Origin of the sequence: Flavobacterium lacus (assembly GCF_003268815.1) — a bacterium.
In the GTDB taxonomy this organism is placed as follows: domain Bacteria; phylum Bacteroidota; class Bacteroidia; order Flavobacteriales; family Flavobacteriaceae; genus Flavobacterium; species Flavobacterium lacus.
Genome location: NZ_QLSV01000010.1, coordinates 65981 through 91328 on the forward strand (window position 1 = coordinate 65981; position 25348 = coordinate 91328).

The 25348-nt window shown below is 33.4% G+C and carries 21 protein-coding genes; 13 read left to right on the plus strand and 8 right to left on the minus strand.

The window, feature by feature from the left end; all coding sequences use genetic code 11:
• Positions 1–20 precede the first annotated feature (20 nt).
• The 4 genes from B0I10_RS10795 (at position 21) to B0I10_RS10810 (ending at position 4926) form a co-directional block, all read left to right on the plus strand.
• Positions 21–497, plus strand: a complete 477-nt coding sequence (locus tag B0I10_RS10795) for a hypothetical protein (protein WP_112086529.1) — start codon at positions 21–23, stop codon at positions 495–497.
• Positions 460–2451, plus strand: a complete 1992-nt coding sequence (locus tag B0I10_RS10800; protein WP_112086530.1) for a PAS domain S-box protein — start codon at positions 460–462, stop codon at positions 2449–2451. Before B0I10_RS10795 ends, B0I10_RS10800 begins: the two co-directional genes overlap by 38 nt.
• The gene (locus B0I10_RS10805) at positions 2441–3496 is read left to right on the plus strand and encodes a hybrid sensor histidine kinase/response regulator (protein WP_112086531.1); all 1056 of its coding nucleotides are present in this window, start codon (positions 2441–2443) and stop codon (positions 3494–3496) included. The genes B0I10_RS10800 and B0I10_RS10805 overlap by 11 nt, the downstream gene beginning before the upstream one ends.
• 650 nt (positions 3497–4146) lie before the next feature.
• On the plus strand, positions 4147–4926 hold the full coding sequence (locus B0I10_RS10810) for a DUF3050 domain-containing protein (RefSeq protein ID WP_112086532.1): 780 nt from the start codon (positions 4147–4149) through the stop codon (positions 4924–4926).
• 630 nt (positions 4927–5556) lie between these two features.
• Here the strand turns inward: B0I10_RS10810 and B0I10_RS10815 are convergent.
• From B0I10_RS10815 to B0I10_RS10835, 5 genes are all read right to left on the minus strand, one after another.
• On the minus strand, positions 5557–6195 hold the full coding sequence (locus B0I10_RS10815) for a hypothetical protein (RefSeq protein ID WP_112086533.1): 639 nt from the start codon (positions 6193–6195) through the stop codon (positions 5557–5559).
• 121 nt (positions 6196–6316) lie between these two features.
• Positions 6317–7054, minus strand: a complete 738-nt coding sequence (locus B0I10_RS10820) for an Lcl domain-containing protein (RefSeq protein WP_146740343.1) — start codon at positions 7052–7054, stop codon at positions 6317–6319.
• A gap of 191 nt (positions 7055–7245) precedes the next feature.
• Positions 7246–8289, minus strand: coding sequence for a YDG domain-containing protein (locus B0I10_RS10825; RefSeq protein WP_146740344.1), 1044 nt, complete (start codon positions 8287–8289; stop codon positions 7246–7248).
• Between the two features lie 21 nt (positions 8290–8310).
• Positions 8311–8547: a hypothetical protein gene (locus B0I10_RS15575; protein WP_146740345.1), complete on the minus strand. Its 237-nt coding sequence runs from the start codon at positions 8545–8547 to the stop codon at positions 8311–8313.
• A complete protein-coding gene (locus tag B0I10_RS10835) occupies positions 8548–10413 on the minus strand; it encodes a T9SS type A sorting domain-containing protein (protein WP_112086537.1) in 1866 nt (621 codons plus the stop codon). It lies immediately after the preceding gene.
• A gap of 1469 nt (positions 10414–11882) precedes the next feature.
• Between B0I10_RS10835 and B0I10_RS15685 the strand changes: the two genes are divergently transcribed.
• The 3 genes from B0I10_RS15685 to B0I10_RS10855 all read left to right on the plus strand — a co-directional run bounded on the left by B0I10_RS15685 (position 11883) and on the right by B0I10_RS10855 (position 14236).
• On the plus strand, positions 11883–12422 hold the full coding sequence (locus B0I10_RS15685; protein ID WP_181456940.1) for a helix-turn-helix domain-containing protein: 540 nt from the start codon (positions 11883–11885) through the stop codon (positions 12420–12422).
• Positions 12423–13145: 723 nt separating this feature from the next.
• Complete coding sequence (locus B0I10_RS10850) at positions 13146–13931, plus strand: type IV toxin-antitoxin system AbiEi family antitoxin (protein ID WP_112086540.1); 786 nt, start codon at positions 13146–13148, stop codon at positions 13929–13931.
• Positions 13922–14236 carry a nucleotidyl transferase AbiEii/AbiGii toxin family protein gene (locus B0I10_RS10855; RefSeq protein ID WP_220086205.1) on the plus strand — a complete coding sequence of 105 codons (315 nt, stop codon included), beginning with the start codon at positions 13922–13924 and terminating at the stop codon, positions 14234–14236. The genes B0I10_RS10850 and B0I10_RS10855 overlap by 10 nt, the downstream gene beginning before the upstream one ends.
• 358 nt (positions 14237–14594) lie before the next feature.
• Here the strand turns inward: B0I10_RS10855 and B0I10_RS10860 are convergent, their stop codons facing one another.
• The 3 genes from B0I10_RS10860 to B0I10_RS10870 form a co-directional block, all read right to left on the minus strand.
• On the minus strand, positions 14595–16037 hold the full coding sequence (locus B0I10_RS10860) for a hypothetical protein (protein ID WP_112086541.1): 1443 nt from the start codon (positions 16035–16037) through the stop codon (positions 14595–14597).
• Positions 16018–17196, minus strand: coding sequence for a hypothetical protein (locus B0I10_RS10865; protein WP_112086542.1), 1179 nt, complete (start codon positions 17194–17196; stop codon positions 16018–16020). The genes B0I10_RS10860 and B0I10_RS10865 overlap by 20 nt, the downstream gene beginning before the upstream one ends.
• A 217-nt stretch (positions 17197–17413) precedes the next feature.
• Positions 17414–17749 (minus strand): hypothetical protein, encoded by a 336-nt coding sequence (locus B0I10_RS10870; RefSeq protein ID WP_112086543.1) that lies wholly within the window; start codon positions 17747–17749, stop codon positions 17414–17416.
• Between the two features lie 150 nt (positions 17750–17899).
• Here B0I10_RS10870 and B0I10_RS10875 point away from each other — a divergent pair, with 150 nt between their 5' ends.
• From B0I10_RS10875 to B0I10_RS10900, 6 genes are all read left to right on the plus strand, one after another.
• Positions 17900–19522, plus strand: a complete 1623-nt coding sequence (locus tag B0I10_RS10875; protein ID WP_112086544.1) for an OstA-like protein — start codon at positions 17900–17902, stop codon at positions 19520–19522.
• 78 nt (positions 19523–19600) lie between these two features.
• The gene (locus tag B0I10_RS10880) at positions 19601–20779 is read left to right on the plus strand and encodes an aspartate aminotransferase family protein (RefSeq protein WP_112086545.1); all 1179 of its coding nucleotides are present in this window, start codon (positions 19601–19603) and stop codon (positions 20777–20779) included.
• Between the two features lie 194 nt (positions 20780–20973).
• A complete protein-coding gene (locus B0I10_RS10885; RefSeq protein ID WP_112086546.1) occupies positions 20974–22371 on the plus strand; it encodes a tetratricopeptide repeat protein in 1398 nt (465 codons plus the stop codon).
• Between the two features lie 72 nt (positions 22372–22443).
• Positions 22444–23409 (plus strand): DUF368 domain-containing protein, encoded by a 966-nt coding sequence (locus B0I10_RS10890; protein ID WP_112086547.1) that lies wholly within the window; start codon positions 22444–22446, stop codon positions 23407–23409.
• A complete protein-coding gene (locus tag B0I10_RS10895) occupies positions 23410–24423 on the plus strand; it encodes a DUF368 domain-containing protein (protein WP_112086548.1) in 1014 nt (337 codons plus the stop codon).
• Entirely contained in the window at positions 24398–25153 is a 756-nt protein-coding gene (locus B0I10_RS10900) for a shikimate dehydrogenase family protein (protein ID WP_112086549.1), read from the plus strand. Before B0I10_RS10895 ends, B0I10_RS10900 begins: the two co-directional genes overlap by 26 nt.
• Positions 25154–25348: the final 195 nt, after the last annotated feature.

Sequence of the window (25348 nt, forward strand, 5' to 3'; positions counted from 1 at the left end):
ATATCTGTAAAAAAAAGATTATGCCGAACAAATTACAAAAGAAAGCAGCAAAACAAGAATTCACAGCAAATAATCAACCTGCGGTGTGGGAAGAAAATGATATTTTACACATAAATCAAAAAAACAAAATAATAACATTCGACAAAAGAACAATTACATTTGCAAAGTTAAAACAAAATAAGAAAAAGTCCTATGGTTTTTACGTTATTTTAATGCACTTACTTTTCTTTTCGTCATACATGATCTATTTTAGTTACGTGATTTGTCTACTACATATTTTTACTTATATATTTTTTTATTTCTATCTTACACAGTATCAATTTTATTTTGTTATTTTGGCAGAGAATAAGTGGTATGAGTTAGAAGTAAAGCCAAAGGATAAAGAAATTTTTAACGATTTTCTAGAAGACTTTTCATTTCAAAACCATGCTGATGTAAAACTGACAAAATTTGGCAACCATGGTGGAACTTTTAGAAAGTATATCGAAATCGAATGAAACGCTCCTTAGAGAAAATAACATCGACTTTTCACTCCAAAAATGTGTAAATTTTTTAGGAATTGGAACATCTGCGGACAGATGTTATATTTTTAAAAATAAAATAGCAAACGCGGAAATTATTATAGATTATGAATTTGAATGGTGTAATGATGGGATTATTCCGTACATTGACAATCCTGAACTTAATGGTCTCTCATATGACGCATTTCCGGGATTGTATGATATTTTATCATCAAACCAATCAATACATGGTTTAGTAAGTAAAATCAGTAATGAATATTTCAGAGATTTAATGACGATGCAGGGTATTAAATCCTACCTATTTATGCCGCTATTTTCAAACGATTTATTCTGGGGTTGGATTGGTTTCGATAATTGTAATAATGAGCGTCTATTTTGTGAATCGGAAGTGACTGCTTTAAAGTCGGTAGCAAACAACATAGGTTTAAGACTCGAACAAGAAACTTTTGAAAGAAATTTAACAAATATTATGAACGAACTTAATGCTTTTATCACAAATTCAAATCAAGCTAAATGGGAATGGAATTTAGAATCAAATATCTTTAAATTTAGTCATAATTGGTTTGGTATGCTGGGTTATAAAGAGACGGAGTTAAGTCAAGATTACGAAACTTGGAAATCTTTGGTACATCCTGAAGATCTCCCCGCAGCCGAAAAAAAAATTAAAAACTTTATCGAAGGCAAGTTAAATAAGTATGAAGGAAATCTGCGAATGATTCACAAGAAAGGGCATGAAGTATGGATTAAATATTCGTCGATGAAGTTTTTAAACAAAAAAAATAAGGTAATAAAATTAATCGGAACACACATTGATATAAGCGATTACAAATTAAAAGAAATGGAACTAAAAATATCGGAAGATAAATTTAAGTTTATAGCAGAAAACACAACTGATTTAATCTGTCAGCATAATACGCTGGGGGTTTTTACGTATGTCTCTAATTCGTCAATCGATTTAATTGGATACGATAGAGAAGATCTAATCGGTAAAAATCCTGATCGTTTTATTCATCCGGACGATATTGAAATGTTTGACAAGTTATTTATTGACAAAAAAGTAAATTCTTCAACTTTACGATTCCTGAAAAAAAACGGCGATTATTGCTGGTTGGAGGTCATCGCAAAACCAATTTCGCAAAACGGCAGAACAGTGGCGGTGCAGACTTCAAGTCGTGATGTTACATCCCGAATCACAGCTGAGAGAGAAACTGCAAATGCATTACAGAAAGAGAAGGAACTCAATCAGTTAAAATCCAATTTTGTCACAATGGCTTCGCACCAATTCAGAACACCATTGACAGTGATATACTCAAATATCGAATTAATGTCCTACAAAACTGGTGACGTAAGTAAAAAATTAAAAAGTGACATCGATACTATTTCAACCAGAATTATTAGTGAAGTAGATCGGATGACAGAATTGATGAATAACATACTTATTTTTGGAAAATATGAGTCAGGTAACCTTACCGTAGATATCCAGCAAATTAATTTAGAACTTTTTGTCAGTAATCTTCTTGATGTATATCATAGTAATAAGGTAGCCATAAGAAAAATGAAAGTCGAAGTAGTTGGGCAAACAAGACTAATCAAATCAGACGAAAATTTATTGATGGAGGTTCTAAATAACGTGATATCAAATGCCTTTAAATACTCACAAAATAAAAGAAGCCCAATTCTCAAAATTAGCTACCGCGAAGAGTGCTTCGAAATTAAAATTACAGATTTCGGAATCGGAATACCCGAGGAGGATCAAAAACACCTTTACAAATCCTTTTTTAGAGCAAGAAACACTACAACTATTAAAGGCTCAGGCCTAGGTTTAATCATTGCAAAACAATTTACCGAATTGCTTAACGGAACTATCCACATCGATAGTAAGATAGACGAGGGTACAACGGTTACTTTAAAATTTCCTTATGAAAACTAAAATATTACTTGTCGAAGACGAACAAAACATACGAGAAACTTTATACGAACTGCTAACCTTAAATAATTATGAAGTGCAGTTTGCAGACCAAGGTTTTAAAGCAATGAAAATATTAAGACAGTGGCTGCCTAATATAATAATCAGCGACATAATGATGCCAGGTTGCAATGGCTATGAATTTCATAGGTTGGTGCGCGAAAACCCTGTGTTCAATAATATTCCGTTCATATTTTTAACAGCCAAAAAAGCTGAGGAAGAATTGAGTCATGCCAACATGATTGGCGTTGACGCTTTCATCACTAAGCCGTTTAAATCAAAAGAGTTAATTTCAGTCATCGAAACCCGAATTAGCCGGCACGAAGAAATCAAGAACAATTATGATCTGTTAGATGTACATTTTGATGACTACATGGTGCATGAAATCTACAGTCCGTTAAAACGTATTATGGGTGTTACCAGCTTTCTTATCCAAAATAGTGATAAGTCAGACGAATATTTTAGACATATTACATCCATTGAAGGTTATGCTAATCAACTTAATAGAACCTTAAGCAATATAATCATGTACCAAAAAATTATCTCTGATGCCTATTTTTTTCAAAAAGACGCAATCACCGATCCTCAAAATTGTTACATGGAATTAGTTGCTAAATTACCTCGCGAAAGAAAAAAGAAAATTACATCTTTTTTTAAGAAAGCAAATGTAGCTATTGCTCGAATAGATTTACTAACTGTACTGAACGAAATTCTCGAAAATGCATTCAAATTTACGGACAAAAAAGAAGCAATTTCAATCAAAGGAAGTAGTAGCCTAAAATCATATACGATTAAAATTAAAGATTACGGAAAGGGAATGAATGCCGAACAGATTGAAAAAATTGGCCCATTTGTGCAGTTCTATAACAGCATAGACGACAAACAAGGCCTTGGCCTTGGCTTATTTATCTCTAAAAAAATAATTGAAAACTACCATGGTCAATTAGTTATAACTTCGGAAGAAGGAGTCGGTACGGAGGTTGAAATAACACTTCCAATCATTTTGTAAATAACTAAACATAGTTTAAGATTATTTTAACCCGTTGGGTGTAATTATCTAATTCAAGATTATTTTGTTTTTTTACCACGAATTCTCGAATTATAAATTAATCAAACGCAATAATTTGTTCATCTTCAATGAAAATTCGAATTAAATCGAATAATTATTATAAAAAATTAGTGAATTAGTGGCAAAATTATTTCCAAAATTTAATTACACCCAACGGGTTATCTTATTGAATTCACAGTTGATAAACGCTATTTACTAATAAAAAAAAATAAATCAGATATAAAATTTGAATTTTAATGAGATTTATAGCAACATTGCTTTCGCAAAATATTTTTCTTAATTGCAAAGTAATACAATGAACAATTTTTATACTAATATTATTGTGTTGCTTCGTCAAAATTAAACTATTGCACCAAATCGCTTGAAAAGTACGAATAAAATAATATTTTTTATTTGTCTCTGCAACAATAAACGAACAGAGATAAAATAGGTAAGCAATATAATTAAATGATAAATATTCGCCGCGGTAAAGTAGCCAGAAAATAGCAATTGAATTTATAAAAACATGGAAAATGAAACCACTAATATTTCTGTAACCTTCGTAAATTTTTATTTCGAGATTTCATAACAAAAATTACCAAAAACAACAAATGACAGAACAAATCAACAAACTAAAAAAAAGTATCGAGCCATTAAGGCAAGAAATTATAAGTCACAAAGTTTACGGAGCAATAAAAGACATCGACGACTTGAAAATTTTTATGCAGTATCATGTTTATGCAGTTTGGGATTTTATGTCTTTACTCAAAACATTGCAAAGTAACTTAACCTGTGTAGCAGTACCCTGGTTCCCCAAAGGCTCGCCGGACACGAGATACCTAATAAATGAAATTGTAGTGGGTGAAGAGGCCGACGTAGATTTAAATGGTATCAGAAAAAGTCACTTTGAGTTATACCTCGACGCTATGCACCAATGCGGGGCTGATACATCTAAAATTGAAACTTTTATTGAAATTGTAAAAAAAACAGACAATTTTGCTGCTGCTTTTACAGCATCTAACACACCATGCGAAGCGAAAGAATTTGTTAATTTTACATTCAAAATTATTCAAAGTAATAAAGACTATTTACAAGCGGCTATATTCTCTTTTGGTCGAGAGGATTTGATTCCGGGTATGTTCGTTTCAATAGTGAACGACATTTATAAAAACTTCCCAAATAACATATCAATTTTTAAATATTATCTTGAAAGACACATTGAAGTTGATGGCGGGCACCATAGTCACCTTGCTTTACAAATGACAGAAAACCTCTGCGGAGCAAGTGAACAATTCTGGCACGAATCACAAAAAGCTACAATTGAATCTTTACAAAAACGTATAAATCTTTGGGATGGTGCTTATAAAGAAATAATCAAACGCAAGTCTTAAAATAATAAACCGGCATATCAACTGCAAAATCAGCAATAACACTATTACCCAAATACCACAGTGTACTTTAATGTCATAAAAATAAATTTACTGGCAACTCAACTATTACAAAAAACAACAAAGAGGTCATCTGTCCTCTTTGCTATTTATAAACTTCTACATCTATAATAACTAAATCAAATTAAAAAATCTCCTACCCATTTATCTTTTATTTTTGACTCAGTTTACAAAACATACTCTTTCCTTGTTTTACAATAAACTAAAACGTCCAACGTACAGCCCACAACCTACAACCTAAAACCTACAACCTACAGTTCGCCAGTCAAACGCAGTTCTTGCAATAAACTATGAAGCCCTAATGCGTTAAACTAATCACATAAAGCTGGGAAACTGTCATATGTGGCAAAAATTTTGTGAAGTATAGAAGTAACCTCTAAAAGTGCAGTGTCTTATTGCGTGTTAAAAACGCTAGTGAGCATGAACCGAAAGATTTATCACAAAACAGACCTTTATTAAATGTAATCTTTTCATTTTTGTTTTTATTAGGATTAGTAATACTTTTAATATTAATATTTTATTGAATCCCACTACTGATGTTACGACAAAATAAGGCAAAGCATTGGTTTTTCACTATTGTGATTTTTCCATGTCTGAAAAATTTTCATCCAAAAAATCGGTAATAAATAAATTGAGATTACACTTTCCATAAGCTTCATTTACATTTTCACCAAACACTTCTTTGATCCATTCCAAGAATTCGACATACCTTTTATTACGCTCTCGTAATAGTTTAATTTCAAGCTCTAACTTTGAAATAAAATCTTGATTTTCATTATTCCTCGAATTTAAATCGCTTACTAATTTTAAAATGTTTTTTTCTAAATCAACATAATTTGAAATATCAAATATTTGAAAGGAAGCTCTAAAAAATGTTTCTACCGGCAAATTATCTTTTTTAATTCTTGAATTAAAAACTAGAATTACTTTTTCTAGCTGTAACTCAAAATTTTGTCCATTTAACCCACTAACTATAAAGCTTTCGTTTACTAAATCAAAAAAATTAGATAGTAGTTCTGTATCATTTAGATCATCAATAATAAGGACTTTGGTTTCTTTCGTACAATTCTGAAAACGAAATTCGTTGGTAACTTTAAAAGACAAACCATCAATTAATGCTACTGCAATTTTATTATAGTTTGCAACTAAATCAAATGCTAATCTTAATTTTGCAGATGTATTATCACCAATAATTAAAATCCTTTCTGCCATTTTATATTTTTTTAATAACTACCATATCGATTTAAAATGCCGCTTTCACTAGGATTCATCTATCAATTACACAGTCATATGATAGTATTTACTAAATCGTTAGCTACAAAGTATTTGGCAGTTAAAATGAACGAACAGCTCGTACCCGATTAGTTCCTGTCTTAAGATGGTCAGAATTAGACCCAGTATCGATACGTACCCGCATTGCACGCGTTGCATTATATTGTGTAGAACTCCAATACTGTGAAGTACCGCTACTAAGACCAATAAGTACCCTATTGGCTCGGAGTATATTCATTTCATCTAGACTTGGTAAATACCAATCGCTAAAGCCTCCCACTACTAAATCATTGCAAAGTCTTGCTGCATAATTACCCGAAGTACCTTGTGAGTTTACAATCGCGGTTGTATTTGCCTGACCTGACCCCAATGCAGTAGAAGTTCCATTGATTGAATTATTGTTTATGGACCACCTTATTGAGCCACTTTGGTCACTTGGTGCTGCGATTATACCATGTTGCTGATAGGGATCATAACCAGGATCACTAGGTTGTAAAATATAAACAATTTTACCACCTTGAAAAGTGTCTCCAACAACAAGTGGTACCGTAGGTGCCGCACCACCTAACATAGTAACCCATACAACACCATTAAAGAATTGAGGTTCGCCAGTCAAACCGCAGTTCGTGCAATAAACCATTAAGCCCTCGGCTTTTAAACTAATCGCATCTCGCTGAGCAGCTGTCATACGTGGGAATAAAAAACCTTGCGAAGTTGAAGCAACATCTAAAAGTGCTGTATTGTTTGGAATGTTAGTACCGATACCTACTTGAGCGTAAACAAAGGAATTGACGAACAAGAATACTAAAAAAATAGGGAAATGTTTCATTTATGTTTTAATTTTATTAGGTAGATGATTTGGTTAAAGCTGAACTTATCGCCCTAGAATGGAAGAAATTTATAACAAAAATAAAGAAGGCTTGAAAAAATTAAACTCAAAAGCCGGCCAACTTAATTCTACTTGAACAAAAAGAAGCTTCTATTTTTTTACTAATTAACACTCAATACAAAATCCCTAGTTTTAGCCTTCGTATGTCTTGTTTTGATATCTACCCATTCAACATCATTCCAATTCAATGCCTTAACGCCAGGATTACTGAAATAAAAGTCAGCACCCCACTCAGGATCATAAAACATTAACTCAGAAGAATAGGTTACGGTTAGACCGTTATTCGTAATCAAGGTAATATACGGAAGATCAGTATCTGTAAGAGGTTCTGCAGTCCAGTAAGTCTCTAAATTTTCAAGAATAAACGATGTAAAATCAAAAGAACCTGATGTTGATGTCAAGCGAAAAGTATTTTCATCATAGGCAGAGATTAATTCTGTTGTATCATAAAATAAAATTCCACCCTCGTGCGGGGTCTGCTTTGTAAGTACAAATGGAGAGGCATCTGCGGATTCGGCATCAATGTACTGATTGTAATAGGTAAGCTGCTGATAGGCAGTGCCTGTCGGAACGCCATTGGTATACTGATCAAGGATGGTGTAATTTCCGTCCGTTATAATTTCACCCTCAGTGGTTACAAAATTTGGTAAAACCAGATAATTTAAAGCATCCGACCCCCCAAGTGTATAAGTCACGGTAATCGTTTTTCCGGTGCCTACAAAAGGAGTGTCATAAGTAGCAACAGCACTCACCGTAACATTATCGCCGGGAATTAAACCAATCAATGTCCCAGCCGTCACCTGTGCATTGGTAGTACCGTCAATAATCTTTGAAGTGGTAATAGTGGGGTCGGTTATCGATAGAGACTGAATGATAGGTTCGTTAGAAAACAACGCCCATGCCGTGCCATTAAAATAATTTGGCAGGTGTGTAGTGGTATTATAAATCATCAAACCTACAGCTGGATTGGCGATCAGGTCTCGTTGAAATTGGGTCATGCGTGGCGGCAAAAAACCTTTGGTTGTCGAACTTACATCTAAAATAGCAGATGCATTTGGTGCACTACCATCTACATTAATTCCTACCGACTGCGAAGTGGAAGCAAAAGACACGCAAAAGAGTCCAAACAAGATTATTTTTTTCATAGTAACTTTATTTTTTATGTTTTATTTAATTTCTTTTGATATTTGTTTTTTTTGAATAAAATAGAAGGCTCCGGCTATCCCCAGCAAGAAGACCAGACCAACATGGTCATCAATGGGTGCACCAGGCGGTTCTGATTCTTCCGGAGTAAGATCATCCGTGTCTTCATCAAAACTGTCATCTGCCATCGCTAGGTGTGGTAGTAAACAAAATAATAAAGTAATTACAATTATTCGAAGTGATTTTAAGATTAATAGCATTTATTGAATGGTTATTTTTTTGGTTATTGTTTTTTCAGTATGGTTAATTTGAACTAAATAAATACCATGAGCTAAGGTGATTGTTGGTTTAATAATCAACTTCTTTTGTGCATCCGCTTTTGTTTCGTAAACAATTTGCCCAATGGTATTGATTATTTTTACACCAATACTTCCCGAGAGATAGCTTGGCAATTCAATAGTAAATTGATTAGTTGTAACCGGATTGGGATAGACCATAACACTTTCTGCATTGAAATTTTGTTGGCTTAAAATAGTACTTTGAAATACAATCTTAAAACGGTTTAAATCATATGACAGTGGATCAGCTGTGGTAATAAATGAAACGTTGGTCGAAGCACCATTAGCCAAGGAAGTATAATCATTTAAATAAGTATCATATAAAAAAGGTGTCGTTGATAAATCAAAATTGCTAAAAAGCGATTTGAATGTATACGACTTATTTGCCTTGAATTGTTGAAGTTGAACCTGCAGCTCATCAGTAGCCGTAACCGAAGGTCTGGCATCAATGGCTAAAGAAAGTCCGCTGTTTAAAAAAGAAAGGTTTTCTATACCGGAACTCATCTTGGTTACATCTCCTGCTTCGATGGCATTTGTATAGTGATTGTCAAAAATGGCAACGGTAGCATCAATTGGAAATACATCAGCAGTAGGCTCCATTCCCTCATATACTTGCAACTCTAAACGAGGTAATTCAACAGCTGAAAGTCTAAAAAAAGTATTGATATTGGTTCCTAATTTGTTTGCTTCAGTAAAGGTGATAGTGCCTGGTGTTCCTAATTCACTATTTTTAACAAAAAACGCTTGGCCTGGTTGAATGAACTGGTTCATGGAAGAGTCACTGTTTGTCAGCCCTGTTGAAGAGCTGTACGCAACATAACGACCCCGCTGCATAGCTGTGCCCATATTAGCATCCCAACTATAATAGGCATCTGTAAGTCCTGTTTTATTCAAATCATTCCAATCGACCGTATTCACATATGGATTTCCAATAAAACTATAACCGTTTGTTGTAGTGTTTGTTGTGCCGTTTATAGGAATTGCTGAACTACTGTTAAAGACAACTGTTCCGGTAACAACTGTTCCGGTCGCAGCTAAAGTAATAGCAGCATTCATCATTGGCTGAGATGTTTGTGTTATGAGAGAAGGAGTTCTATCGCCACGAATCAAAAGTCGATAGCCTTGTAGTGCATTAAGATTTGTTGCATCAGTATTGGGTATGGCTTCCCATCCTGTTCCAATCAATCTAGCGTTGTCATAGGTAAACAAGGATGGACTCCCGGAGGCCGTCGCATCAAATCCGTTTGCTCCTGCGGATGAACCGGTGATATGAGTCGATTCTTGCCAATTGTTGCTGATAAATTCATCGGTTGTAACACTCGGCGTTAAAAACCGAAAAGCTCTTTTTCCTTGAGCAATATAACGCTCCACGGTAACTTTACCGGTAATAGCACTACCGGAGGGCAGTGGTGCAATAATGGCAGACCCCGAGGAGTTCGAAATTAAGGTAAGGTTGTCATTCGCATGTAAAACACCATTTGAAACGGAAAGAACCCCTGTAACATTAACCCTATTATTCAATAAACTAGTCCCGGCGTGAGCTATTTCTAAATTTTTAATAAATGTAGTGCCGGAGCCTTCATACGATACTGCTCCGGAAAACTTTAAAGAGGCATCAAGGAAAGTAATCGTTCCATTGTTAACTATTGTCCCTCCGGTAAGCGATAAAACCGGTGAACCAGTAGTTACGATGTATGCAGCATTGGTAACCGTTACGTTTTGTGCAGCCAAATAACCGCTGGCAGCGAGCACAGTAACCGTTGTTAAGAAGTAATTTTTAAATGTCATAGATATAGTTTGAATTGTGATGCTTACTGAGTGTGATTAGAAAAAAGAAACGAAATGAAAGTACAATCAGTTCATCATGACGCACAATCTGAAAATCACAATGCAAACTAAACCTTATTTTTCGAGATTAAAAATCACGTACTTCCGGTATGTAGCTATTTACAACTATTTTTAAAAGATATACAACAAAAGAGAGAACACTTGGAATGCGTATAAAACATTGCAAAAGATAAAAAAAACATAATTACGCTGAAATTAAGCGATATAATTAAACTTCTTTTATCCGCTCGGTGTAATGATGTAATGCTCGATTATTATGGTTTTATTTTCTGCGAATAATCGAATTTTATGAAAAGTAAACGTAGTATTTTGTTCGTCTTTGATGAAAATTCGAATTAAATCAAATAATTTTTCAAAAAAATTACTGAACCAGTGGTTAAATTATTTTAAAATTGAGCTACACCCAACGGGTTGCTTTTAATTTTTGTACAACTCCTTTCACTGTATAAATAATTATTAAAGCAGCTAAATAAACAAAGTCAAAGCAAAGTGAATTGCAAGGAATTAATCTCTTAAAATCCTAACGCTTTTTTATAAAGTGGAAACGATAGTTAAAAATTATAATTTTAACCTTACAGTCATTTTTTTTAAATAATTACCACCTAATTAGATTTTTAACGAAAATAAAACTAAGTTTCCTTTCGATAGTTTTTAGTCAATTTTGGATGCTTTGACAAACAGAGTGAAGAAAATGCATCGGAATAAAACCAAGTAAAACGACAAAACATCGAACTAGTTAAATTGTAGTTCTGCACCTACCCCATTTAAAAAGTTATTAATATTTCATGAATTATAAGGATGTAATTTTAGTTGTAAGTGCACTACTGGGATTGATTACCATTTTTTTAATTGGCACACGATACAAGGAAAATCAGCACACAAATATCTATTTAATTGCTATTTTCTTGTTAAACTCCATTCGTTTTTTATTTAATGGTATTCCGGATTTTTCGGAGCAAACAAACATAAAAAGACAACTGGATTTATTATATTTTGTTAGCATCTCACCAGTCGCTTTTTTATATTTTAAAAAATCGATAAACCATGAAAAAAGTTCTACTAAGATAGATTTTTACCATTTTTTTTTACCTGCGATTTTATTTTTAGTGATAAACAATTTTATAAGTGCTTCCTTGGATATAAAAGAACTAAAAATAAGAACCAGTATTTTAATTTTTTTTAATTTATTTTATGTTGTAAAATCATATTTTATTTTAAAAAAATCAGTTTGGAATCGAAATAGTGAAATACTGGTAAAAAGTCAACAAAATGTGTTTGTGAAAAAATGGTCCTGCCTTTTGTTTGGTTTCTTGATCTTAATTTTTTTAATTTATTTTCTTAACTTACTGCTTTTAAAAACACAATTTTGGTTTCATTATACGAGTGAATTTCTTCTGTTTTCCGGAATAATGTGGACCTTTCTCTACCTAAAAGTTATCTATTCGCCCGAATTTTTGTATGGATACGATATGTTTCAAAACAAAATAAAAGAATACAACAAACATAAAATTATATTTGATAACATTTGGTCTACAAAAACCATAATTCCCGTAACTAATTTGCAAGATAAAAGACTTAAAGAAATAATAGAGGGTGAAATTGACAATTACATTTTGTGTATTGAAAAATTAGCATTAAACAAAGATTTATATTTTTCTGAATCGTTCAAAATACAAGATTTATCATTTAAATTGGACATCCCAAAAAGTCACATTACTTATGTATTTAAATACCACTCTAAAATTAGTTTTAACGATTTTAAGAAAATTATACGCATAAAAAAAGTGATTCATTTAATCGACGACGGCTACCTTAAAAATAATACGTTTGATGCATTAGCAAATGAAACTGGCTTCGCATCCTACAGTGCTTTTTTTAAAACTTTTAAAAATAGTATGGGTATTTCACCAAAAGAGTATTATGTAATACGCCAGCAAAAATTACAGTGACCATAAATAAAATGACAACGTTTACCGAACACTCATCCGGCTTTATTATAAATCTAACGTAGTGACTGACAAGATCTGCTGACCTCAATAACAATAATAAGACCGAAAGTCAACGCGTAAAAAATAATTTTCGGAGAAGTATTCTAACTATACCGCACCACTCCCTAATCCTTTCGGGTAGTTTTTATTGTAGAATAGATTGAAACTATTAAAATGTAAATGAATTTATTACAATCAAAAAACTTAAGAATTCCATAATCAAATAACTCTTCTCTGCCAGGTTGAATGTTTTAGTCCTTCGTTCGCCACACCTTCCCAACCCTCCAAAAGTTTTTGTATGCCAGAAGTTTGTCACTCCGATAGATAAATAGTTCAAGGCAACAAAAACTTTTCCCCAAGCTTCTTTACATAATGTGGCATTATAATTCATAAAGAATACCGCGATACTGCGAAGACCAATCGAATTTGAAAGGTGAGTGGATAAATTATTTACAAAATTCATTATATCATTCAGACTACACAAAAACCGTCTTTAGTCCAAGTATTCCTAAAGCCAATGCTGCCTTTTGCTTCATTTCGCTAATTTCATTTAAAAACACAGTATTTAAATAAATTAAAAATAACAGCGATAATCGCCGTTGAAATAAATTTACGCAAATTAAATAATTTACACTGCCTTTGCATAACGGCAATTAACACCGCAATAAGCTAAACTTTTAAATTATGGCTTTAAATGTTATACGAAGAAAAGAGTTATATAAAATAATGCCCGAGGGTTTAATAGCCACTCACAAATGGCTTATGGAAAATAATTTAACGCGTCACGCAATAGATAATTTGGTTAAAAGTAATCAATTAGAATCTATCAGCAAAGGGATTTATGTTAGAAATGTTAGCAAAATATCCTGGCAATCAGTGGTTTTCTCTTTGCAATCAATAATAAAGACAGATTTGGTTGTAGGTGGTTTAACATCACTTGAAATGCAAGGTTTATCACATTACTTATCTTTTTCTGAAAATAAAACAGTGCATTTATTCGGAAATGATGTATTGCCGGAATGGGTTAAGAATTTAAACTTGAATGTGAAATTTGTTAGACATACTACCAATAGTTTATTTGCTAAAAATTCAGGAGAAATCGGACAATTACATCCTTTTACGTCAGAAAGGGATTGGGATAATGACGATAGAAAATTAATCGTATCAACTCCTGAAAGAGCGTATCTTGAAGTATTAGTAGACGTGCCACAAAAAATTACTTTTGAACACGCAAATCAATTAATGCAAGGGCTAACAACATTGTCGCCTAGAAATCTTCAAAAAACATTAGAATGGTGTCAAAATGTAAAAGTAAAACGGCTTTTCTTTTGGTTTGCAGACCGTCAAAATTATGTTTGGTTAGGTAAAATAAATAGAGAAAGTATAACATTAGGTGCTGGAAACAGAATGCTCATAAAAGGCGGAAAATTAGATACTAAATATAAAATAACAGTTCCAGCATGGATATAGACCTAAACAATATATACCGCAGACAAGTGCAACTTTTAGTGCGTGTTTTACCATTGGTAGATACCGAAAAATGTTTTGCATTAAAAGGTGGTACTGCAATAAATCTATTTTACAGAGCTTTGCCTCGACTTTCGGTTGACATCGATTTGCTATACACTCCTATGGATGATCGAGAAACAGCATTGATAAATAGTAGAGCTGCTTTATCAAGAATAAGCAAATTGATACAACACAAAATACTGGGTACTAAAGTACAAAACACACACGATCAAAGCGATGCACTAAGATTAATTGTAAGTCATTAATTTAGAATTTTCATTTCCTAAATTTAAATTAAACTGTAATTTTTATTTACATATCCATTCAATACAAAAATCATCAATAGAACAAAAAGTCTACGTGATTTTATCTCGCTAAAGCAAAATTTTAGTACTATTTGAAAATAATCAGTTTAAAATAGACTACTTATTTTGCAAATAGTTTACAAATTTATGTGTAACTACATATAAATAAGATATTTAAATCAATTATTCCAACTTTTTCAAACTCAATAATAGTCGTAAATCAGACTCAAAAAAGTTCGAAATAACTCCCCTCTTCTCCACTAAAAACCCTGTAAAACATTGATTTACAGGGTTTTTTTATAAGATATTATCTAGATCGTTATTTGACCTCAGAAAAAGTACCAAAAGACATTTGATCTTTATCGGTTGTAGTAATTTTAGCAAATAAAAATTGATCTTTATCTCTGAAATAATGAAGTAATTGATTAACATAACGCACTTTAACTCCGGGACGAATGTCATCGTAAAAATGAAATGAAATGGTTCTGGCTAACTCTTCATTATTAAAAAGATAATTCCATTTGAAAAATCCATTATATAAGCCGGTTTGGACGAATAAATCGCCATTCCCTTGAACTAAACCAAAAGATTGAAACAATTCTGCTTCACCAATGGTGCCTTTTGGAAAAGGACTCGTTTTCTTCAATTTTCCGTCAAATCCTAACGTAAACATGAAAGAAGGTCCGAAAAGAAATTTCTTTTCAGGAAAACCCATAGTTCCCGGAGTTGGCTTTGGAGTAACATCTACTTTTGCTTCCGTAAAGACATATATTTCATCGTTTTGTAATAAAACGTCTCTTACTAATGCTGTTTCAATAGAAATCTCTGAATTAAAACCCTTTATTTCATTGTTTGCTAAAATGCTACCGCTTTTTAAATCGTAAACCATCAAATGACCAAAATCACCTCTTCTAATTCCTTTAGAAGGATAGTTAAATGCCAATAAATAATCTTGATCACCAATAGAGAAAGGATAGGGATCGTGAAGTTTAAGGTTTTCACCCACTATGATGTCTTTTTGTCCCTGAGCTGTTATTTCAACAAGATAATTATCTAATTTATAACTATAAGGAATGCGGAGCAAAACAGCATTTCCTGAATTTGTTACCACCAAAGAACGAGTGAAAAATCCTAAATCAAATTGAACTTCTTTCTGCCATTCTACCGCAAGTGTTTGACCATTTAGTGCAAACAAATGATTGATTTCGGCTTCTTTTTTAGAGGCCGGTACTTTATAATGCAACAAGATTCGGCTGCCATTTGGCGATCTTTTTACGGCCACATCACCTGATTTATATGCGGATGCAATGGGATATTCGGTAATAATGGTACTAGTAAACTGCTGCGATGCTTTGTCAAAAACATGCTGGTAAATTACATCACGTTTTGCCTTTGAGGAATAACTTTGTGTAAAAACGACCGCTCGATCTGTTCCCAAATCAAATGAACCTAAAAAATTATGAAGGGTTCCTCCTCCTTCCAGTTCAGGAAAACGGTGTTTGATGGTTTCAACTAAATTATTTTTTTGATCAAACTTTCGCAATAAAATTTGATTACTGGCCATCATCCCAGTGGTATTTAGAACCGTTAACAAATAATAATTATAATTGTCAACCAACACCAATTTAGGCTCTAATTCATTTTTAACATCAAAATCAAAGCGGGCTCCCCACGCCGGTTTTTGACCATATAATTGGCTTGCAAAAATGAATAGTAATGTTGTCAACAAAAGTTGCTGTACTTTATTTTTTATAGATTTCATTTTCTAATGCTTTTAATTCTTGTTCTTCATCATAACTTAACTTTATGCTGATTAAATTTTCTTGTAATTCATTTAAATATTTTTCAGCCACATCTTTTTTTCCTAAAGCTAAATGTAAACGAATCAGATTGAAATAAATATATTCTCCTATTTTAGCATTAAACGCAGATTTCGAATCTTTTTTAAACTCCACTTTTTGTAAGGTTGACAACCAGATATCAATTCCTTTTTGCATACCATTAAAAGCAGCTTCTGTTCGAACAGGGTCAGCAGGCTGAATTTTCTTCAGGTTGGTCGTTACATAGATATGAGCTTTCTCTAAATCATCATAATCACCTTTGTTTTTAACTTTGTCTAACTTAACGGTTCTTTTAACCGATTGGTAACCAAATTCATCATTCAAAAATTGATTAACAAACGTCATCACTTTTTTCAAATGATTTTTCTCTTCCAACGATTTATTTATATTGTTGGTGGGAACAGAGGATAAAAATTTATATTCCGTAAAAAACTTTTGATTTGTTTTTTCCTGACCATTTACTTTTACAATTAATGTTGTAGGCTGATTAACAAAAGATTGACCTGCATTATCTTGAAATTGAACAGCACTTATGGTCAATTGAACATCCAAATAAGACCCTTCTTTGGAAAAACCATCGATGATTATTTGAGAAGCCAACACATTGTTATCAACAATTACATGATTATTTAAATTGGGTTCCTGATAAACAGGCGGTGCCGGCTTATAATACGTTGGAGTTACAGGAATAACTAACTTTGGTCCTTTCCCTTGATCGGTAATCGTCATTCTTTCCAGTAAAGTTAATTTTTTGTGTTCAGCAGATTCTAACTCATAACGTTCTTTTGCTTTGGCAACTTCCACATCATGATCTTTTAATTTTTTTTGAAATTCTGCCTCGCTTTTTTTAACAACACCATCATATTCAGCCAAGGCCGTTTGACGGTCTTTTTTTGCTTTGTTTATCACATCCTCAGCAGTGACATTATAAGGTGAATTCACCGTTACGTTATAAAAACGAGTTGAAACTTCTGTTTGGTTTTTAGGATTTTTGAGCATTTCAAATTCAACTTGTTCAGCTGAAATGTTTTGTGCTTGTAGCGTTACACAGCAAATTAATGATAATAGTATTTTGTACATTTCTTTTATTTTCTACAAAAGTAAGGTTATTTTATTAGTTACCGGTATTTATATAAATTAGTCGCTCATCTTGAATTTGCTATTTTTGTATCTTGTAATAGAGTTCTCTTTCACAGCAAAATCAATCATTTAAAAGTAACAAAAACAAAGCATGTCTTTTTGAAAAGTTGGAAGATTGCACTAGTAGTTTATTGAGAACGCTTTCTATTCTAAAAAATTAATCCTCTAGATTCTGATTTCTGCCAATTTCATCAATCGTCTCAATTTCAACCTGAATCATTTTATTCCATTTATTTTCTAAAAGTTTATAAAAACCCCAACACCCCAATAAACCAAACGGAATAGAAATATAGCCAATAGATTTATCTAAAAAACCTTCATACCCCAAAGAAAAAATCAATTCTAATCCCATTATAATAAACGCAAATAGAAAAGTTGATACATAATAGACAAAAACACCCAAAATTGCATAAAGCCATTCGTTTTGTTTATGTTTTTCTGCCAGTGTGTAGAAATATTTTCCCAAAAAATAAATAAAAAGTAAACTTAGCATAGCTGTAAAAAATTGGTTCCCACTTCAAAAATAACTTTTTTACAGATAAAACAAGGTTTGTAATTTGTAAAAATATCATTTTCTACCTAAATAATTCTTAACACATCTTGTCCTTCCTTCATTTTTAGTAATTTTGGCAAAATTATACTTTTGAGAACTATTCTTTTTATCGTTTTCTGTTTGATAAGCTTTCAACAAAGTTGGGGACAAAAAAGCAAAGAAATCTTTGTGGAATACTCCGAATTTTTTGATGTGGATGAAGATTTATACCCGGATGCTGTTTTGCTAACCGGAAATGTTCGCGTTAGTCATGACGGAGCAGTGCTATTTTGCAACAAAGCTTATTTGTTTAAAAAAGAAAATTACATCAAAGCGTTTGGCGATGTGCGAATGATTCAAGGCGACACCATCACCATGACCAGCACGTATGCCGAATATAATGGCGAAAACAAACAAGCGTATGCTTCCGGAAATGTGATTATGAGTTCGCCAAGCTCTACTTTAAAAACTGAAGTACTGAATTTTGACCGAAATGCGCAACAAGCGTTTTACAAAACCGGCGGAACTGTAACTGATAAAGAAAACACACTCATTAGCCAAGCTGGAACTTATGTAATTCAGCAAAAAATGTATCAATTCAGAAATGCTGTGACTATTACTAATCCAAAATATGTAATCAAAACCAATCATTTAGATTACTATGAAAATGTAAGTCATGCCTATCTTTTTGGTCCCTCAACCATCACGAGCGAGGCTAATTATATTTACACCGAAAAAGGCTTTTATGATACGAAGAAAAACTTTTCTCACTTTGTAAAAAACTCCTATATCAAATACAACAATCGATTGATCGAAGGAGATAGTTTGTATTATGATCGAAATCGAGAATTTGCCTCTGCTACTCGAAATGTAAAAGTAACCGACTCCATCAACAACAGCATTGTGAAAGGCCATTATGGCGAGGTGTATCGTGAAAAAGATTCGTTAATGATGACCAAACGAGCTGTAGCAATGACACTAGTTGAAAAAGATACGTTATATATCCACGGAAAAAAATTAATTGTTACCGGAAAACCCGAAAACCGTGTAGTTCGAGCATTTAATAAGGTACGCTTTTTTAAAATTGATATGAGTGGAAAATGTGATTCGCTTCATTCCGACGAAAAAACAGGTCTTACCAAATTGATGAAAAATCCCGTGATGTGGAATTTTGATAACCAAATGACGGGAGACCTTATGCACTTAATTTCAAATAAAGAAACAGAAAAGCTCGATTCGTTGAAAGTGCTAAACAATACATTCATTGCTTCAAAAGATACTATTGGTACAGGCTATAATCAAGTGAAAGGCTTAAATCTCTATGGTAAATTCAGAGATAATAAATTGTATGAAGTTGATGTGGTAAAAAATACTGAAGTGATTTATTACATGCGAAACGAAAACCAAGAACTGATTGGTATCAACAAAAGCAAAAGCAGCAGTATCAATATGACACTAGACGGCAACCAAATTAATACCATTACGTTTTTTAAACAAGTAGAAGGAGAAATTTACCCCGAAGAAGAACTTCCGGAAAACGCACGAAAACTCAGGGGATTCATATGGCGTGGCGACGAAAGAATTAAGACCAAAGACGATATTTTTCCGCCTGAAGAAAATGAATATGACGAACAAATGAAAAAAGATAAAGAAGTAGAAGATACTCTAGAATTGGTACCAATGGAGGTTCGCAAAGAAACGTTGGAAGGCCAAGAAACGGAAAAAGACAGTTAAAAATGTTGCGGGTTGCGAGTTTCGGGTTGAAAGTTTATTCCTGACTCATCACCCATTACCCATCACCCATTACCATTTATGAAAGAAGATTTCCTTAAATACCAAGCTCAAACTTCACCCTATCCACTTGCGATGGAAGTTTCGCATGCCAAAGGAAGTTACATTTATGACACCAACAACAAAAAGTATTTAGATTTTGTGGCAGGCGTTTCGGCGTGCAGTTTAGGGCATCAGCATCCGAGAGTCAATCAAGCCATCAAAGATCAATTGGATAAATATTCACATGTCATGGTTTATGGCGAATATGCTCAACATCCAGCTGTTGAATTTTGCAAATTGTTGGCCGCAAATATGCCGGAGCCACTCAACAAAACCTATCTTGTAAATTCCGGAACCGAAGCCACCGAAGGTGCATTAAAACTCGCCCGAAGAGTAACCGGCAGAAGTCAGCTCATCTCCTGTTTCAATGCTTATCACGGCAATACAATGGGTGCGATGAGTGTCATGGGCTTTGAAGAACGCAAACAAATTTTTCGTCCGCTAATTCCGGATGTGGATTTTATTACGTTTAATAATTTGGAAGACATCCAAAAAATAACAACCAAAACCGCCGGAGTAATTTTAGAGAGTATTCAAGGTGGAGCCGGTTTTATTCAACCTGAAAATGGTTTTTTAACCAAAATCAAACAAAGATGTGACGAAGTAGGTGCCTTATTAATTATAGACGAAATCCAACCTGGATTCGGTAGAACCGGAAAAATGTTTGGTTTTGAAAACTATAATGTTGTGCCTGACGTAGTTATTATGGGAAAAGGAATGGGTGGCGGAATGCCGGTGGGTGCTTTTACTGCCAAAGCCGAATACATGGATTTATTGAGTCACGACCCAAAATTAGGCCATATTACCACTTTTGGCGGACATCCTGTCATAGCCGCAGCTTGTTTGGCAACCCTGCGAGAAGTCACTGAAACTAGCCTAATGGCTCAAACGTTGGAAAAAGAAGAGCTCTTTAGAGAACTTTTGGTACATCCTTTGATAAAAGAAATAAGAGGAAAAGGATTAATGTTGGCCGCAATGGTGGAAACAGCGGAAATTACAAACGAGGTAATTTTTAAATGCCAAGACAAAGGATTAATTCTTTTTTGGTTGCTTTTTGAAGGAAGAGCAATCCGAATTACACCACCGTTAACGATTTCTGAAGAGGAAATTAGAGAAGGTTGTGCAATTATAGTAGAAGCTTTAAATGAAATGGTATAAATTGGTAATAGGTTATTGGTAATGGGTAATAGGTTTTAATCCTTTACAAATCAATCACCTTTTACCCTTTACCTTTCACCAACTAATCTTCCGCAAAACCTGTTAATTAAATTGTTTACAACAATTCAACAAAAAAATAGAATCAGAGCATTCCTTTTCTAATTTAGAGAAGGATAATTTTTAAACAATCGAGTATGCATTTAAGTCACGAAGAAGACGATTACAACGTATCCTTGTCGAGATTTGAATCGATGTTGAAAACCAACAAAGTTTTCTTTTTCGATTCCGAGGAATTTGAAGAAATTATTCTTCACTATCTTGATATGGGCAAAGCATCGCTGGCCAAAAAAGCCTTGAAATTAGCTCTCGAACAACATCCAAGATCAACCGGTTTAAAATTGGTTCAAATTGAAATGTTGATTTATGATGACAAACTTGAAGTAGCCGAAAAAATGCTCAACGAGTTGTATGCCATTGAACCCCACAATGAAGAGATTTACATTCAAAAAGCAAATATTTATTCTAAACGGGATCAACACGAAAAAGCGATTGAAGAATTAGAAAAAGCATTAGAATTTACCGATGATTATGCTGATGTCTTTAATTTAATGGGAATGGAATACCTGTTCATGGATAATTTAGAATTGGCAAAATACAATTTTATAAAATGTTTAGAAGTAGATGTCGAAGACCAAGCTGCGTTGTATAATGTGGTCTATTGTTTTGAATTTTTAGATCAACAAAAAGAGGCCATTGTCTATCTAGAAAATTATATTGACAAAAATCCGTACAGTGAAATCGCTTGGCACCAACAAGGTCGATTAAGTTATAGCATTAAAAACTACGAAAACGCATTGCGTTGTTTTGATTATGCCACTTTAATTGATGACGAATTTATTGGTGCTTTTATGGAAAAAGGCAAATCACTCGAAAAACTGAAACGTTTTGAAGAAGCTATTGAAGCTTTTAATCGCACAATTGAATTAGAAGATCCAACGTCATATGCTTTGTTACGAATTGGAAAATGTCATGAAAAGTTAGGCAATAAAGCCGAAGCAATTAAATTTTACAATCAAACCGTCCACGAAGATCCGTTGTTGGATAAAGGTTGGATAGCCATCACTGATTTCTATATTCGATTAAAAAATTATCAAAAAGCATTGTTTTATGTAAATAAAGCCTTAGCAATTGATAATGAAAATCAGTTGTATTGGAAGCGATATGCCAACATTAACCGCCAAATGAATTTTTATGAAGAAGCAGAATTTGGTTATCGAAAAGCTGTAGAATTTGGCGACACCCAACTAGACACTTGGTTATTTTGGGTCGATATTCTCCAGTTTTTAGGCGAATTTGATAGTGCGATTCAAACGTTATTACAAGCAGCTGAATTTTTCCCGGACGAATATCAAGTAGAATATCGTTTGGCCGGAATGTACTATCTGTTACAACAAAACGACAAAGGAAAATTCCACCTTACCAACGGACTACGTCTAAATAGCAATAACAGCACTTTAATCGCTGAATTATTTCCGGTGGTTTGGAACAAAAAAATTGTTCAAAATGTAATTACAAAACATTTAAAATCTTAGGCTAATTTAGAATATAATTATAAAAAATTTCCCTAATTTGCGTTCCGTTTCAATAGCGGAACGCATTTTTTTATGAGAAAACTTTTCCCCGATTATTTTTTAATAACGCTCAAAGGTTTAGCGATGGGAGCGGCCGACGTGGTTCCGGGAGTTTCCGGTGGAACAATTGCTTTTATTTCAGGTATTTATCAGGAACTTATTGACAGTATTAACAAAGTTGATTTATCTTTTTTCTCTTCTTGGAAAAAAAACGGGTTCAAAATCGCTTGGCAACAAATTAATGGTAGTTTTTTATTAGCTCTTGTTTCAGGAATTGCCATCAGCATTTTGTCACTTTCCAAAGTGATTACGAATCTTTTGGCAACACAACCCATTTTGGTTTGGTCGTTTTTCTTTGGATTAGTAATTGCCAGTATCTTTTTTGTGGGAAAACAAATTACAAAATTTAATGTACCCTCCTGGTTAGCTTTTATTGTGGGAACTGCTCTCTCCTACTACATCACGATTGCAGAACCTTTTGCATCACCCGATAGTTATTTTTACCTATTTATTTCCGGATTTATAGCCATTATTGCGATGATTTTACCGGGGATTTCTGGAGCTTTTATTTTATTATTGATGGGCTCATATACCGTAGTCATTGGAACTATTAATTCATTCAGAGAAGCTATTTTGGGAATGAACATGCAACTTTTGGGACAAGCTATTTTGAAATTAGGTACATTTGCTATTGGTGCCATTTTAGGGCTCAAGTTGTTTTCAAAAGTGTTGCATTGGATGTTCGACAATCAACGAAATGCAACCTTAGCTTTGCTTACCGGATTTATGTTAGGCTCACTCAACAAAGTTTGGCCTTGGAAAAAGGTCATTTCAACCCGAATTGACTCACATGGAAACGAAGTTCCTTTTATGGAAAAAAGCATTCTTCCACATTACTTTGAGGGAGAAAATCACCTAATCATGGCAATTGTGTTGATGGTTTTCGGGTTTTTAACTATATTTATTCTTGAAAAAGTAGCTGTAAAATTCTCTAAATAAATGCAAGTCCAACGTTCCTTTTCCGATAAAATATATCTTGTCCTAAAAGGGATTGCAATGGGATTGGCCAACAAAATTCCCGGCGTTTCCGGCGGAGTTGTGGCTTTTGTAGCCGGTTTTTATGAAGAATTTATTTATTCGTTTAAGCGTGTGAATAAAACTGCTTTTAAATTTTTAATCGCAGGAAGATTCAAAAGTTTTTATCGTTATATCAATGGTCCATTTTTGTCACTATTGATTCTGGGTATAATCATCAGTTTTTTTAGTATTTCAAAAATATTAGACTTTTTACTAACGCGATATGAAATTCAAGTTTGGGCATGTTTTTTCGGCATGATCATTGGCTCCATCTATTACATCAATAAAGATTTTGAAGGAGCTTGGACAAAAACAGCCAGAACGGCACTAATTTTTGGGGCATTACTCGGAATTGGCATCAGTTTTTTTGATCCAGCAACCGAAAATTCAAATCTGCTTTTTGTGTTTCTATGTGGCATTATTAGCGTGTCGGGAATGACTTTACCCGGTCTTTCCGGTTCGTTTATCATGATGTTGATGGGAAATTATGTGTTGCTTTTAGTAGATTCTGTTAATTCATTATATGATACAATAGCTGATATGTTTGTAGGCGATTTCAGTTTTGTTGACAACCCTGCTCGTATACATTTGCTTAAAGTTTTAGTTTCCTTTACACTTGGTTCGTTAACTGGTCTAGTTACGTTTTCTAATTTACTAAGCTATTTGATTAAACATTTTAAGAAAGTAACTTATGCCTCTATTTTAGGCTTTATCATTGGTTCACTAGGAGTCGTTTGGCCCTGGAAACATAAAATTTATGCCACACAAAATGGAAATCTTCTTGTTGATAGAAACGGAAATCATATTGTGGCAACGTATAAACGATATTTACCCGAAATGTCAGCAGATACGTATTGGGCTGTTTTTTATATAATGGTGGGAATAGTACTTGTTTTAGCATTAGAATGGTATGGAGCACGAACACGAAAAAAATAGACTTTTTGGTCTGATTGGAAAAAATATTGGTTACTCATTTTCAAAAAAATATTTTACAGATAAATTTGAAAAGGAAGAACTGACGGACTGTTTATATGAAAATTTTGATTTACAAGCGATTTCTCAATTTCCTAAGATCATTAGAGAAAATCCAACCTTAAAAGGATTAAACGTTACCATTCCTTACAAAGAAAAAATTATTCCTTTTTTAGACAAATTGAACAAAAAAGCGACTAAAATTGGAGCAGTCAATTGCATTAAAATCACTAAAAAGGGCAAGTTAAAAGGTTATAATACTGATTATTATGGTTTTAAAAAATCATTGGAACCGTTATTGCAACCGCATCATCAAAAAGCATTGATTTTGGGTACAGGTGGAGCTTCGAAAGCCATCGCTTTTGCCTTGGAAGAGTTGGGTATTTTGTACACTTTTGTCTCGCGAAGCAAGAGGGAAGATGCCTTAGATTATAAATTCATTAATGCTACTACGTTTGATAATTATCAGCTCATAATCAATTGCACTCCGATCGGAACGCATCCTAACATTGAAGAATGTCCACCAATTCCGTATGATTTTTTTACGGAGGAGCACATTGCATTTGACTTGATTTATAACCCCGAAGAAACCGAATTTTTAAAACGTGCGAAAGCCAAAAATGCCGTGACTAAAAACGGTCATGAAATGCTGGTTTTACAGGCGGAAAAGGGTTGGACGATTTGGAACAAATAGGGTTAGTTTTGTTTTAAGTTTCAAGCTATTGGAAAATCGCTTCGCTTTTTTTAATAGCACACGGATAAGACGTATAAAACCGATTTTCACAGACTTGATCGCTTTGATAGCTTTGCAATAATTGATTTTCAAGGATTCGCTTTGAGAACAATTTCGTTCTTGAAACTTGAAACCTGAAACTCCAAACCCAACTAC

Coding starts and splice junctions, on each gene's coding strand:
- B0I10_RS10870 (WP_112086543.1), bottom strand. CDS start 17,749: ATGCTAAGTTTACTTTTTATTTATTTTTTGGGAAAATATTTCTACACA.
- B0I10_RS10880 (WP_112086545.1), top strand. CDS start 19,601: ATGAAAGAAGATTTCCTTAAATACCAAGCTCAAACTTCACCCTATCCA.
- B0I10_RS10855 (WP_220086205.1), top strand. CDS start 13,922: ATGGATATAGACCTAAACAATATATACCGCAGACAAGTGCAACTTTTA.
- B0I10_RS10800 (WP_112086530.1), top strand. CDS start 460: ATGGTGGAACTTTTAGAAAGTATATCGAAATCGAATGAAACGCTCCTT.
- B0I10_RS10795 (WP_112086529.1), top strand. CDS start 21: ATGCCGAACAAATTACAAAAGAAAGCAGCAAAACAAGAATTCACAGCA.
- B0I10_RS15685 (WP_181456940.1), top strand. CDS start 11,883: ATGTGGACCTTTCTCTACCTAAAAGTTATCTATTCGCCCGAATTTTTG.
- B0I10_RS10825 (WP_146740344.1), bottom strand. CDS start 8,289: ATGAAAAAAATAATCTTGTTTGGACTCTTTTGCGTGTCTTTTGCTTCC.
- B0I10_RS10850 (WP_112086540.1), top strand. CDS start 13,146: ATGGCTTTAAATGTTATACGAAGAAAAGAGTTATATAAAATAATGCCC.
- B0I10_RS10835 (WP_112086537.1), bottom strand. CDS start 10,413: ATGACATTTAAAAATTACTTCTTAACAACGGTTACTGTGCTCGCTGCC.
- B0I10_RS10815 (WP_112086533.1), bottom strand. CDS start 6,195: ATGGCAGAAAGGATTTTAATTATTGGTGATAATACATCTGCAAAATTA.
- B0I10_RS10865 (WP_112086542.1), bottom strand. CDS start 17,196: ATGTACAAAATACTATTATCATTAATTTGCTGTGTAACGCTACAAGCA.
- B0I10_RS10890 (WP_112086547.1), top strand. CDS start 22,444: ATGAGAAAACTTTTCCCCGATTATTTTTTAATAACGCTCAAAGGTTTA.
- B0I10_RS10895 (WP_112086548.1), top strand. CDS start 23,410: ATGCAAGTCCAACGTTCCTTTTCCGATAAAATATATCTTGTCCTAAAA.
- B0I10_RS10860 (WP_112086541.1), bottom strand. CDS start 16,037: ATGAAATCTATAAAAAATAAAGTACAGCAACTTTTGTTGACAACATTA.
- B0I10_RS10900 (WP_112086549.1), top strand. CDS start 24,398: ATGGAGCACGAACACGAAAAAAATAGACTTTTTGGTCTGATTGGAAAA.
- B0I10_RS10805 (WP_112086531.1), top strand. CDS start 2,441: ATGAAAACTAAAATATTACTTGTCGAAGACGAACAAAACATACGAGAA.
- B0I10_RS15575 (WP_146740345.1), bottom strand. CDS start 8,547: ATGCTATTAATCTTAAAATCACTTCGAATAATTGTAATTACTTTATTA.
- B0I10_RS10810 (WP_112086532.1), top strand. CDS start 4,147: ATGACAGAACAAATCAACAAACTAAAAAAAAGTATCGAGCCATTAAGG.
- B0I10_RS10885 (WP_112086546.1), top strand. CDS start 20,974: ATGCATTTAAGTCACGAAGAAGACGATTACAACGTATCCTTGTCGAGA.